The sequence below is a fragment of the Variovorax sp. PBS-H4 genome (assembly GCF_901827205.1).
Lineage (GTDB): Bacteria > Pseudomonadota > Gammaproteobacteria > Burkholderiales > Burkholderiaceae_C > Variovorax.
Genome location: NZ_LR594675.1, coordinates 4,586,470 through 4,598,676, shown reverse-complemented (window position 1 = coordinate 4,598,676; position 12,207 = coordinate 4,586,470). Strand labels below are relative to the sequence as shown.

At 62.3% G+C, this 12,207-nt stretch carries 15 protein-coding genes; 6 read left to right on the top strand and 9 right to left on the bottom strand.

The genetic code is table 11. From position 1 onward, the window contains the following. Window positions 1–81: 81 nt before the first annotated feature. The 6 genes from hemP to bfr all read right to left on the bottom strand — a co-directional run bounded on the left by hemP (window position 82) and on the right by bfr (window position 3,222). Window positions 82–294: a hemin uptake protein HemP gene (hemP, locus tag E5CHR_RS21845; protein WP_162581787.1), complete on the bottom strand. Its 213-nt coding sequence runs from the start codon at window positions 292–294 to the stop codon at window positions 82–84. 87 nt (window positions 295–381) lie between these two features. Continuing rightward, window positions 382–795: an ExbD/TolR family protein gene (locus E5CHR_RS21840; protein WP_162581786.1), complete on the bottom strand. Its 414-nt coding sequence runs from the start codon at window positions 793–795 to the stop codon at window positions 382–384. A gap of 8 nt (window positions 796–803) precedes the next feature. Next, entirely contained in the window at window positions 804–1,517 is a 714-nt protein-coding gene (locus tag E5CHR_RS21835) for a MotA/TolQ/ExbB proton channel family protein (protein WP_162581785.1), read from the bottom strand. Window positions 1,518–1,535: 18 nt separating this feature from the next. Continuing rightward, entirely contained in the window at window positions 1,536–2,231 is a 696-nt protein-coding gene (locus E5CHR_RS21830) for an energy transducer TonB (protein WP_162583834.1), read from the bottom strand. Window positions 2,232–2,325: 94 nt separating this feature from the next. Then, on the bottom strand, window positions 2,326–2,598 hold the full coding sequence (locus E5CHR_RS21825) for a (2Fe-2S)-binding protein (protein ID WP_162581784.1): 273 nt from the start codon (window positions 2,596–2,598) through the stop codon (window positions 2,326–2,328). 147 nt (window positions 2,599–2,745) lie between these two features. Then, on the bottom strand, window positions 2,746–3,222 hold the full coding sequence (bfr, locus tag E5CHR_RS21820) for a bacterioferritin (RefSeq protein ID WP_162581783.1): 477 nt from the start codon (window positions 3,220–3,222) through the stop codon (window positions 2,746–2,748). Window positions 3,223–3,469: 247 nt separating this feature from the next. Here bfr and ahpC point away from each other — a divergent pair, with 247 nt between their 5' ends. After that, entirely contained in the window at window positions 3,470–4,042 is a 573-nt protein-coding gene (gene ahpC, locus E5CHR_RS21815) for an alkyl hydroperoxide reductase subunit C (RefSeq protein WP_162581782.1), read from the top strand. Window positions 4,043–4,126: 84 nt separating this feature from the next. Beyond that, window positions 4,127–5,716, top strand: coding sequence for an alkyl hydroperoxide reductase subunit F (gene ahpF / locus E5CHR_RS21810; RefSeq protein WP_162581781.1), 1,590 nt, complete (start codon window positions 4,127–4,129; stop codon window positions 5,714–5,716). Here the strand turns inward: ahpF and E5CHR_RS21805 are convergent. The 3 genes from E5CHR_RS21805 to ppsR are packed head-to-tail and all read right to left on the bottom strand — an operon-like array spanning window position 5,713 to window position 8,080. Then, window positions 5,713–6,735, bottom strand: a complete 1,023-nt coding sequence (locus E5CHR_RS21805) for an FUSC family protein (protein ID WP_162581780.1) — start codon at window positions 6,733–6,735, stop codon at window positions 5,713–5,715. The genes ahpF and E5CHR_RS21805 overlap by 4 nt on opposite strands. Next, complete coding sequence (locus E5CHR_RS21800) at window positions 6,732–7,211, bottom strand: MarR family winged helix-turn-helix transcriptional regulator (protein ID WP_162581779.1); 480 nt, start codon at window positions 7,209–7,211, stop codon at window positions 6,732–6,734. The genes E5CHR_RS21805 and E5CHR_RS21800 overlap by 4 nt, the downstream gene beginning before the upstream one ends. Window positions 7,212–7,258: 47 nt before the next feature. Next, window positions 7,259–8,080, bottom strand: a complete 822-nt coding sequence (ppsR, locus tag E5CHR_RS21795; RefSeq protein ID WP_162581778.1) for a posphoenolpyruvate synthetase regulatory kinase/phosphorylase PpsR — start codon at window positions 8,078–8,080, stop codon at window positions 7,259–7,261. Window positions 8,081–8,268: 188 nt separating this feature from the next. Here ppsR and ppsA point away from each other — a divergent pair, with 188 nt between their 5' ends. The 4 genes from ppsA (at window position 8,269) to priB (ending at window position 12,207) form a co-directional block, all read left to right on the top strand. Further along, complete coding sequence (ppsA, locus tag E5CHR_RS21790) at window positions 8,269–10,662, top strand: phosphoenolpyruvate synthase (protein WP_162581777.1); 2,394 nt, start codon at window positions 8,269–8,271, stop codon at window positions 10,660–10,662. Between the two features lie 211 nt (window positions 10,663–10,873). Continuing rightward, the gene (locus E5CHR_RS21785; RefSeq protein ID WP_162581776.1) at window positions 10,874–11,401 is read left to right on the top strand and encodes a hypothetical protein; all 528 of its coding nucleotides are present in this window, start codon (window positions 10,874–10,876) and stop codon (window positions 11,399–11,401) included. A gap of 124 nt (window positions 11,402–11,525) precedes the next feature. Next, entirely contained in the window at window positions 11,526–11,900 is a 375-nt protein-coding gene (gene rpsF, locus E5CHR_RS21780; protein WP_162581775.1) for a 30S ribosomal protein S6, read from the top strand. A 4-nt stretch (window positions 11,901–11,904) separates the two neighbouring features. After that, window positions 11,905–12,207, top strand: coding sequence for a primosomal replication protein N (gene priB, locus E5CHR_RS21775; protein ID WP_232062155.1), 303 nt, complete (start codon window positions 11,905–11,907; stop codon window positions 12,205–12,207).

The window sequence follows — 12,207 nt, the reverse complement described above, 5'->3', positions numbered from 1 at the left end:
TTGGCTAGCAAAAACGACCCTTCGGAGATCAGATCTCCTCGAGTCGCCCCACGATGAAACTTGCGCGAGAAGCGAGCTGACCTACTTCGTGAGGATCAACTTGCCGAGTTTGGTGGCTTGGAGCCGGTACAACGAGCCGTTGTGCATGATGCCGACGCTCTTGCCGCCCTTGAGCAACTCGGCGCTTTCGAAGAGCGGCGCCGGCCTTGGCGGTTCGCTGCCTGCGCGGCCACCGCCCGAATGATCGAGCGATGGATGGCTCAGGACATTGAACGCGTTGGGCACTGCTTGCATCGGTAATTCCCTCCATCGAAACGATGAGTAAATGATAACGATTCTCAAGTAAATGTCAATCGCCCGTATCGTATTTCTGCGCGTTTGCTACTTGGGCTCGGGCTCAGTGATGAATCCGATCTTGCGCACCCCGGCTTCGCGCGCCGCCGACATGGCTTGCGCCACACGCTCGTAGCGGACCGCCTTGTCGCCGCGGATGTGCAGTTCAGGCTGCGGGTCCTTGGCGGCCTCGGCTGCCAGGCGCGTCGTCAATTCGCTGTCCGCGATCTTCTGCTCGTTCCAGTAATAGCTGCCGTCGGCCGCTACCGTAAACACGATGTTCTGCGGCTTGGTGTGCTCCGGTTCGCTGCTGGCGCGGGGAAGGTCGATATTCACGGCATGCTTCATCACGGGAACGGTGATGATGAAGATGATGAGAAGCACCAGCATGACGTCGACCAGCGGCGTCATGTTGATCTCATTCATGACCTCGTCGGGCTCGTCCTGGGTGCCGAAAGCCATCGTATTACTCAGCCTTTCTTGAGCGGAACCACCGTGGCCTCGACGCCGCTTTGCACCCGCGCGCCGGTCACGAAGTAGGCATGAAGGTCATGCGCGAAGCTGTTGAGTTTGGTCAGCACGAATTTGTTGCCGCGTACCAGTGCGTTGTAGCCCAGCACGGCGGGAATGGCGACCGCGAGGCCCAGCGCCGTCATGATCAGCGCTTCGCCGATCGGCCCGGCCACCTTGTCGATAGTTGCTTGACCGGCCGAGCTGATGCTCATCAGGGCGTGGTAGATGCCCCAGACCGTCCCGAACAGGCCGATGAATGGCGCCGTAGAGCCCACGGAGGCCAGGATGGCGAGGCCTGTCTGCAGCCGTGCAGTGAATTCGTCGATGCCGTTGCGCAGCGCGCGGGTGATCCAGTCGCTGACATCGAGCGCGTCGTGCAGATGCGCCTTGGTATTGCGATGATGCGCCGCCGCTTCCCGGCCTTCCAGCGCCAGCGCACGAAACGGGTTGCTGTCATCCTTGCCCAGCTTGTTGAGGGCAGTGGCAAAGTCTTCGCTGTGCCAGAAGTCCTGCGAGTGCTTGGCGAGGCGCTTGTACCGGATGATGTCCAGTGCCTTGACCAGGATCACGATCCAAGACGCGAGCGACATGCCGACCAGGAGCAGGGCCACGGCACGGGTGACGAAGTCGCCCTGACTCCAGACGTTCATCAGGCCAAAGTGGGAATCCATAAGCACTCCAAAAAAAGATCAGTTCAATACAAAGTTGACGGGAGCGTCGTAGGACATCTGTTTCGCGACGCCGCCGACCTTGCCGGGTGAGAAACGGCACCTCAGCATGGCCTCTTTTGCCGCCGCATCCAGGCGGTCGAAACCGCTGGACTTGTGAATATCGACCTGCTTTGGCAAACCATCCGCGCCCACGACCACCTTGACAATGACTTTGCCCTGTTCGCCGAGGCGGGTGCTCATGGCAGGGTAGTTGGGCTTGCAGCTTCTTGCGTACTCCGCATCCTCGGAAGGCAGTTGCACGGCGGGGGGGGCTGGCGGCGCGGGCGGTGGTGCCGGTGGCGCGATTGGCGCGGGTGGCGCAATCGGGGCGGGAGGCGGTGGGGGCTCAACCGTGCCGACGGGGGCATTCGGCGCGGGCGTGGGTTTGGGCTCGCGGATCGCTTGGGGCCGCGGCGGCGGCGGCGCCTTGACGATCCGAGGCTTTGGTGGTGGTGGAGGGGGCGGAGGAGGTGGCACTTCCTTCGGTTTGGGCGGCTCGATGAATTCGCTCAGAATTTCTACCGGGATGATCACCTCGGCGGTCCGCCGCAACAGGCCGCTCTGCAATGCCCAGAGCGCCGCAACGTGGAACAGGACGACGCCGCCCGCGATGAGCGCATTGCGTGAGAAGCCCAGAACGGAAGGCGGCGACGGGGAGAAGCGGTCAGACACGATCAAACATTCAAGTGCCCGACACTGCAGAGCGCCGGATGCAGCACCGCTGGCTGTTACTTACGAAAAATCCACCATGCCGAGCTGCTTACGACGATCAGGCTGATGCCGAGGACCGAGAAGAGTTCCATATCCTGCTTTCCGTCAGTGCGTTGGCAAGCTGGATCGAACGTGGCTCCGCTTCGCGGTTGAGCGCGGCGATCGGATGGGAGGCGCTGCACTGCGCGACCACGTCGCGTGCACAGCTCTCGCATTGGCCGCACTGGGTGGCGACGCCGAGTTCGAACTGCACTTCGTCAAAGGTCATCCCCGCTCGGGCATGGCGCGCGATCTCACGGTCAGACACTCGGCGGCATACGCAAACGATCATGGCAATGGGCGGCAGTCTGGCTGGCTGTTGGTAGGAGCTGCGATTATAAATACGAATTCCTCGCATTTGCAATAACTATGAAGACCCCAGTGGCAAAAAAAGGGGCCCCTGAGGGGCCCCGCCGGATCAGAGTGGAGGTGAGGGGCCTTACTCGACTTCGCCCATCTGCGACTGCAGGTAGTTTTGCAGGCCGACCTTGCCGACCAGATCGATCTGGGTCTCCAGAAAGTCGATGTGCTCTTCGGTGTCGTCCAGAATACCCTGCAGGAGGTCGCGCGAAACGTAGTCGCGAACCGCCTCGCAGTGGGCGATGCCGTCCTTGATGGTGGCCTGAGCACCTGTTTCGGAGGCAAGGTCGCACTGCAGGATTTCGGGTACGTCTTCACCTATGCGGAGCTTGGCCAGGTCTTGCAGGTTTGGCAGGCCGTCCAGCATGAAGATGCGGTCCATGAGCTTGTCTGCGTGCTTCATCTCGCCAATGGATTCTTCGTATTCCTTCTTGGCCAGCTTGTCCAAACCCCAGTGCTTGAGCATCCGGTAGTGCAGGAAATATTGATTGATCGCGGTCAGCTCGTTCTTCAGCTGCGCCTGCAGATAGTCGATGACTTGGGGGTCGCCCTTCATGGTTCTTCCTTGTTCTTGAAAGCATGGATTGTGTGAGCGGCGCGCAGCCGCAGGCAAGAGAACCCCTGTTCGGGCGTTCTGCATGCGTGTGATGGTGATAGGTGTTCGCATTGGGACGCAGCACTGCCCAGGGCGTCCTTCATAGTGCACCCCAATTCATCCAATAGTGCTCCGCTATCGAAAGTGTTCTGATCATTGGTTATACTCGAGGCTCGCATTTTCAATAGTCTCAGCAAGGAATCGCTACATGTCCCTGATCAACACAGAAATCGTCCCGTTCAAAGCCACCGCATATCACAACGGCAAGTTTGTCCCGGTCAGCAATGAAAGCTTCAAGGGCAAGTGGTCTGTCGTCGTCTTCTATCCGGCCGACTTCACCTTCGTGTGCCCGACCGAACTCGGCGACCTGGCCGATCACTACGCGGAATTCCAGAAGCTCGGGGTCGAGATCTACGGCGTGTCGACGGACACCCACTTCACGCACAAGGCTTGGCATGACACCTCCGACACCATCGCCAAGGTCAAGTACCCCCTGATCGGCGACCCCAGCCAGCAGCTCGCACGCGCCTTCCAGGTCCTGATCGAGGAAGGCGAAGACGCCGGCCTTGCTTATCGTGGCACCTTCGTGATCGACCCCGAAGGCAAGATCAAGACCGTTGAGGTGCACGACAACGGTATTGGCCGCGACGCCGCCGAATTGCTGCGTCGCGTGAAGGCTGCCCAGTATGTTGCCGCTCACCCGGGTGAAGTCTGCCCTGCGAAGTGGACCGAGGGCGCCGAGACGCTCAAGCCGTCGTTCGACCTGGTCGGCAAGATCTAAGCCATCCGTTCGCGCCAGGCCCGGGCGCGTTCGCACCCGGGCTTTTCTGTTTCTGCCTTTCGATTCTTAAGAGGTGAGTTCGCCATGCTCGACGCCGGCACCAAAGCACAACTGAAAAGCTATCTCGATCGCATTACGCAGCCCGTGGAAATCGTCGCCTCGCTCGATGACAGCAAGGCGTCGATCGACCTGCAATCGCTGCTGAATGATGTGGCGGAGTCGTCATCGCTGGTGAAGGTCATCGAGAGCCGCGACGACAACCACCGCAAGCCATCGTTCTCGATCAATCGCCCAAGCCAGAGCAACGGCCCGCGTTTCGCCGGCTTGCCCATGGGTCACGAGTTCACATCGCTCATTCTGGCGCTGCTCCAGGTCGGCGGCTACCCGCCTAAGGTGGAGCAGGCCGTTCTCGAGCAGATCCGCGCGCTGGAGGGCGACTTCGAGTTCGAGGTCTACATTTCGCTCACCTGCCACAACTGCCCGGACGTCGTGCAGGCGCTCAACCTGATGGCTGTGCAGAACCCGAGCATCAGGACCACCATGATCGACGGCTCGCTCTTTCAGGACGAGGTGAAGGAACGCCAGGTCATGGCTGTTCCCACGGTTTTCCTGAACGGCACCGAGTTCGGCCAGGGCCGCATGAGCCTGGAAGAAATTCTTGCGAAGATCGACACCAGCGGCGTCGAGCGCGAGGCGAAGAAGATCGCCGCCAAGGATCCCTTCGACGTCTTGATCGTGGGCGGCGGTCCCGCCGGGGCGGCGGCGGCGGTCTATGCCGCGCGCAAGGGCATCCGGACCGGCATCGCCTCCGAGCGCTTCGGCGGCCAGGTGCTCGACACGTTGGGCATCGAAAACTTCATTTCGATCAAGGAAACAGAGGGCCCTCGCTTCGCCCTGGCGCTCGAAGAGCATGTGCGCCACTACGAAGTCGACATCATGAATCTCCAGCGCGCATCGGCACTGGTGCCCGGCAAGGACCTGATAGAGATCAAGCTCGAGAACGGTGCCTCGCTCAAGAGCCGCTCCGTCGTGCTATCGACGGGCGCACGTTGGCGCAACATCAATGTACCGGGCGAGCAGGAGTACAAGAACAAGGGCGTGGCCTATTGCCCGCACTGTGACGGGCCGCTCTTCAAGGGCAAGCGTGTGGCGGTCATAGGCGGCGGCAACTCGGGCGTCGAAGCCGCTATCGATCTGGCCGGCATCGTCGGCCATGTCACGTTGCTCGAGTTCGACACCCAACTGCGTGCAGACGCGGTGCTGCAGCGCAAGCTGAAGAGCCTTGCCAACGTCGAGATCGTCACCAACGCGCAGACCACCGAAATCACTGGCGACCAGCAGAAGGTCGACGGCCTGATCTACAAGGACCGCGCGACAGGCGAGACCCGCAAGGTTGCGCTGGAGGGCGTGTTCGTCCAGATCGGCCTGGTGCCCAACACAGACTGGCTGAAGGGCACGCTCGAGCTCTCGAAGCACGGCGAGATCGTGGTCGACGCGAAGGGTCAGACCTCGGTGCCCGGCGTGTTCGCGGCCGGCGATGCGACGACGGTCCCGTTCAAGCAGATCATCATCGCGGCCGGTGATGGCGCGAAGGCGGCGCTCAGCGCCTTCGACCACCTGATCCGTACCTCGGCACCGGCAGAAAAAGGCGCAACAGCCGAGGCCGTGGCTTAACAGGCGGCTCGACCGGCGAGGCTCGTGAGATCCTGCATCAGCAAGCGTGCTGCCGGTGCGATCCACGGAATCGGAGGTGCGAGCGGAGCTTGAAGCTCCCCGGCGGGCAAGGTGACTTTCGCCGCGAAAGGACGCAACAGGCCAAGCTCGGGAGGACCGTGGCCTTCGATGCTGTTCGCCGTTGTCGACAACGCTCGGTTCGCAGCTTGTGCCAGGCTCGTCCATGCCGGATCGTCACGCCCCATCGTTGCGCTGTCGGCCAGGCGCCCCAACAGGGCGGCGTCGTGCGCGGTCCGGATCGTCAGTCGCGCGAGGCCGACACAGCGGGCGGTCTCGCTGCGTTGCGGGAGTTCGCGCCAGCAGCGGCTCAGACGCCGCCAGAACCTGGCTTCGCGATCTGCGCTTGCTGCCTGTACCGCCAGCTCCCGCAGCGCGAGCCGCAGCTCGGCTGCGGCGGCTTCCTTCTCGTGCGCCGGGGGCGTCCGCGCTCCCAAATCGCTCACGACGTGCTCAGCCATCTTGCGCAACGCCGATGCACACGCCGCGTCAAAACGCGCGCGGGCGTTCCATTGAACTCCCAACAGCGAAACGACAACGCCGCTTGCCACCCCGATGGCGATCTGGGCCACTCTCAACCCAGCGACCTGCAGCGCCGAATGGCCCGCCATTGCACCGCTCGAGAGCACGATCAAGGCGGCAATCGGCACGTTGCGCATGGACGAGCGCCACGCGCTGGCTGCTGCGAGAAGAGCTATGGTGCCCAGCACTGCTGCCGTCGAGTCGAAGCCGAAGTGGTCCTGCAGCCAGACACCCCCCAACCCGACGCCTGCCCCCGCAGCCGTGGCACGCATGCGATCCCAGCCTGCGCCAAGTGTGGAAACAGTGCTGGGGCGCACCACGATCAGGGCGCTCATCACGGCCCAGAAGCCTTCCGGCAGCCGCAGGGCCGTGGATGTGAGGTAAGACAGCAGCACGGCTGCCGCCAGTTGCAAGCCCTGGCGCCAGGTCGAGTCGCTCATGCCTTGAGGGGCGGAGCTGGCTGAGACCGCGGTGGCAATTCCAGTGATTGGGCGACGCGGTCGATCAGTTCGCAGGCCGCAAGCAGATCCGCGCGCTCACCTTTGCTCAGGCATTCCGCGATCGCGGCTGCGAGCGAGGTTTCCCTGCGATGGACCTCGGCTCCCAGCAACCGCGCGCCTGCGTCGGTCAGAGAAAGAATGGATTTGCGCGCGTCACCTGTATCGGCGCGGCGTTCAATCAGCCCCTCTCTCCCGATCTCCGCCAACAGCCGTGTGAGCGTTTGGAGCTTGACGCGCTCATGCAGCGCCAATTCGGTCGGGCTCAGCGGGCCGCGCCGGTACAGCTGCCCGAGCACACTGAGGCGTGCCGAGCCGGCGGACTCGGCGCTTTGCGCGCGAAGATGCCGGGTCAGTTGTGAGATCGACGCACGCAGTCGTACGGCGGTGTGCAGGGTGTCGGCGGAAGGGCTTGCCACGCGCCGATTATAAGATCAATCTTAGTAACTGCGGGTGAGGCGCACGCTCAGTAGGTCAGCCGTTCTGGCCGCAGTTCTTGCAGGATGGTGGTCGCGATCTCCTCGATCGACTTCGTCGTGGTGGACAGCCATCGAATGCCGGCGCGCCGCATCATGGCCTCGGCCTCGCTCACCTCATGCCGGCAGTTCTCGATACTTGCGTAGCGCGAGTTCGGCCGCCTCTCGTTGCGGATCTCGCTCAGGCGCTCGGGTTGGATCGTGAGCCCGAAGATTTTCTTGCGGTGCGGCATCAGCGCCGGCGGCAACTGGCGGCGCTCGAAGTCCTCGGGAATCAGCGGATAGTTGGCCGCCTTCAGGCCGTGCTGCATCGCGAGATAAAGTGAGGTCGGTGTCTTGCCGCTGCGGCTGACCCCGATCAGTATCACGTCGGCACTTTCGAGATCGCGGTTGCTTTGACCATCGTCATGTGCCAGGCTGAAGTCGATGGCCTGAATCCGGGCGTTGTATTCCTTGCTCTTGCTGACGTCGCTGAACCGGCCGATGCGATGATTGGATTTCATCGCCAACTCGATCTCGAGAGGCCGCACGAAGGTGCCGAACATGTCGAGCAGCATGCCCTTGCAACCTGTCTCGATCACCTCCAGTACTTCCATGTTCGCCAGTGTGGTGAAGACGATGGGGCGCAGCCCTTCCACTTCCGCCGTATGGTTGATCCTGCGCACCGCCTGGTGCGCCTTGTCCACCGTATCGGTGAAGGGCAGCCGCACATGGCGGGGTTTGATCTCGAACTGGGCCAAGACGGCGTTCCCGAAGGTTTCGGCGGTGATGCCGGTGCCGTCGGAGACGAAGAAAACGGTGCGTGTGTGCATGCTTGACGGCCTTGTCCTGCGGCGCGCCGACCCACTCGGCGCCTACAATCCGGCACATTATCGGGAATGCGCCCGTTCCCGTCGTCCCTACCTTCATCCATGCACACCGCGTTTGCGCCCAGAGCAATCAGAACGATCGCGCCGCGCCGTCTGCATGTCGTCCCGGTTTCAACTTCTGGAGCTTTCCCATGTCTGCACTCTTCGAAGCGACCGCCCTGGTCGTACCGTTTGAGAACCTGAGAATGACCGACGTCGAGTCGGTCGGCGGCAAGAACGCCAGCCTCGGCGAAATGATTTCCCAACTCCCGCAAGGAGTGCGCGTGCCGACCGGTTTCGCGACCACGGCGCATGCGTTCCGGCAATTCCTGGCCCACGATGGTCTCGCCGATCGCATCAGCAAAAAGCTCGAAAGCCTGGACACGGAAGACGTCCGTGCCCTGGCCGCAGCAGGCGCCGAGATCCGGGCCATGGTCGAGGCGCAGCCATTCCCCGCCGACCTGGAGCAGGCGATCAAGGCGGCTTTCGCCGAACTGAGCGCAGGCAACCCCGAGGCCTCTTTTGCCGTGCGCTCGTCGGCCACCGCGGAAGACTTGCCCGACGCCTCCTTCGCCGGCCAGCAGGAAACTTTCCTCAACGTGGTGGGCATCGAGGATGTGCTTCACAAAATGAAGGAAGTGTTCGCCTCCCTCTATAACGACCGCGCCATCAGCTACCGCGTCCACAAGGGCTTCGCCCACGACGTCGTAGCGTTATCGGCGGGTGTGCAGCGCATGGTGCGCAGCGACCTGGGCGCCGCAGGCGTGATGTTCACCATCGACACCGAGTCTGGCTTTGACGGCGTGGTTTTTATTACCTCCAGCTACGGGCTGGGTGAAACGGTGGTGCAAGGCGCCGTGAACCCGGACGAGTTCTACGTGCACAAGCCCATGCTCAAGGCGGGCAAGCGCGCAGTGATTCGCCGCAACCTCGGCTCCAAGCTGGTCCATATGGAATTCGCCAATGCGGCCGAGAAGGCCGGCACCGGCAAGCTGGTAAAGACCACCGATGTTCCGACCGAGCAGCGCAACCGCTACTCGCTCACCGATGCCGAGGTGGAGCAGTTGGCCAAGTACGCGCTGGTGATCGAGGAGCACTACGGCCGCCCGATGGACATCGAGTGGGGCAAGGACGGCACCGACGGCCAGCTCTACATCCTCCAGGCCCGCCCGGAGACTGTGAAGAGCCAGCAGCAGGGCAAGGCCGAGCAGCGCTACAAGCTGTTGGCCAAGGGCCCCGTGCTGGCCGAGGGCCGTGCGATCGGCCAAAAGATCGGCACCGGGCCGGTTCGCCTGGTCCACAGCATCAGCGAGATGGACAAGGTTCAGCCTGGCGACGTGCTGGTGACCGACATGACGGATCCGAACTGGGAGCCGGTGATGAAGCGTGCCTCCGCCATCGTCACCAATCGCGGCGGGCGCACCTGCCATGCCGCGATCATCGCGCGTGAGCTCGGGATCCCGGCGGTCGTCGGCTGCGGCGACGCGACCGACCTGCTCAAAGATGGCACGCTCGTCACGGTGAGCTGCGCTGAGGGCGACACTGGCTTCATCTACGACGGCCTGCTCGAGACCGAAGTGACCGAAGTCCAGCGCGGCGAGATGCCGGAAATCGACATAAAACTCATGATGAACGTGGGCAACCCTCAGCTGGCGTTCGACTTCGCCCAGTTGCCGAACCACGGCGTCGGCCTGGCGCGGCTCGAATTCATCATCAACAACAACATCGGCGTGCACCCGAAGGCGATCCTCGACTATCCGAACGTTGATGCCGACCTCAAGAAGGCGGTCGAATCGGTTGCTCGGGGCCACGCTTCTCCGCGCGCCTTCTATATTGACAAAGTGGCCGAGGGCATCGCCACCATCGGCGCGGCCTTTTGGCCCAAGCCGGTGATCGTGCGCCTGTCGGATTTCAAGTCCAACGAGTACCGCAAGCTGATCGGCGGCAGCCGCTACGAGCCGGAGGAAGAGAACCCGATGCTCGGCTTTCGCGGCGCTGCACGCTACCTCAGCGAAGATTTTGGCGAGGCTTTCGCAATGGAATGTGAAGCGCTCAAGCGCGTACGCAACGAAATGGGGCTAACCAATGTGCAGATCATGGTGCCCTTTGTTCGTACCCTGGGCCAGGCGGCGCGCGTGACCGGATTGCTCGGTGACCACGGCCTCAAGCGCGGCGAGAACGACCTCAAGCTCATCATGATGTGCGAGGTGCCCAGCAATGCAATCCTTCCCGAGGAGTTTCTGGAATTCTTCGATGGTTTCTCGATCGGGTCGAACGACTTGACGCAGCTCACGCTGGGACTCGACCGGGACTCCGGTCTCGAACTTCTGGCGGCAGATTTCGACGAACGCGACCCCGCCGTCAAGGCCTTGTTGGCGCGCGTGATCAAGGCCTGCAAGGAAAAGGGCAAGTACGTGGGCATCTGTGGACAGGGTCCCAGCGACCATCCTGACTTTGCCATCTGGCTGGCCGAGCAGGGCATCGAATCGATCTCGCTCAACCCGGACAGCGTGATCGACACCTGGCAACAGCTGGCGCAGCGCTGATCGGCCTCCCTGGAAGCGGCGGGGCTGACCTTGTCCCGCCGCATTACAACTTTCGTCACAGGTCAAGGCGTAATTTCTCTGTCAGGTGAAGCAGATCGCAAGCAGAGACATTCTTTAGTGTCAAACTGGCGCCTACCTGGAGGGAGCCACTCGGGATGTTCCACAAGGGCCGGTTTGAGCCCGAGAGCGCCCTGATCCGCATGAGGACGCCATGATTCTTGTGAAGACTGACGCCGGCCAGCAGGTGTTCAAGGACCGCTCGGTCCGACTCACACCGCGTCAACGCTCCGCGTTCATCCTGTTTGATGGCAAGCGTTCCGTCAGCGAGGTGCTCGAGGCCGGTATGGGAATCGCGCGTGCAGACATTGACCAGATGGTCGAGCTCGGCTTGCTGGGTCGAGTTGGGAGTTCGGCTGACGCAGCCAATGCGGGGACGGTAGCGACACCGCTGAGCTCTACGCCGGTGTCGGCTCCGGTCGATGGCAACCCTTCGGGATCCCAGCCGGAGGTCTCTGTCCTGCCCGCGGAGCCAATTGAGCGTTCCAAGCAGCAGCGCTACAAGGATGCCTACTTGATTGCGACGCAGCTCACTGGCAGCCTTGGCTTGCGCGGTTTCAGGCTGAACCTGTCGGTAGAAGGCAGCTCGACCTATGATGACCTGCTTGCACTGGCGCCCAAGATTCGGAATGCGGTGGGTCCGGACAAGGCCGCGAAGCTGGACCGCGCGTTAGGGATCTGAGGCTAGCCGCACCGAACACTCCAGGACGGCAATGCCTGCTATAATCACAGGCTTTGCCTTGCCACACTGCGACTGACGCTGCGGGTGGCTTTATCCCTTCCACGGAAGACCCACAAGGAGTGCCATGCGTCACTATGAAATCATTCTGCTGATCCATCCGGATCAAAGCGAGCAAGTTCCAGCCATGCTGGAGCGCTACAAGGGCATGATCACCGCCGGCGGCGGCAAGGTCCATCGTGTCGAGGACTGGGGGCGCCGGCAACTGGCCTACCAGATCAACAAGCTCAACAAAGCGCATTACCTGTGCGTGAACATAGAGGCCGAGCAGGCCGTGATGGCCGAACTTGAGCATGCCTTCAAGTTCAACGATGCCGTCCTGCGCCATCTCACCGTCGTCAAGAAGAAGGCCGACACCGGCCCGTCGTCAATGATGAAGACGGTTGAGCGCGAAGAAGCTCGCAAGGCCCAGCAGGCCGAGTACGCCGCCAACAACAATTGATGGTGTGAGCGCTGCCGCAGTCAATCAGCTCGTGCTGACTGCCTGCGTTGCCGAGCTCGGCGCCTTGCGCTTCACGCCTGCTGGTCTGCCCGCGATCGATTTGCGGGTCGAACACGAGTCGACAATAACCGAAGCGGCCCAGCCGCGGCAGGTCAGGGCGACTCTCAAGGCCGTTGCGTTTGGCGCGGTTGCAGAGCGGCTGGCGAGGCAGGCACTTGGAAGTCTCTGGCGTTTCCAGGGCTTTCTGGCCACACCGCGCAATGGCAAGCACCCAGTGCTGCACATCCAGGATTTTCAGCAAGATTAA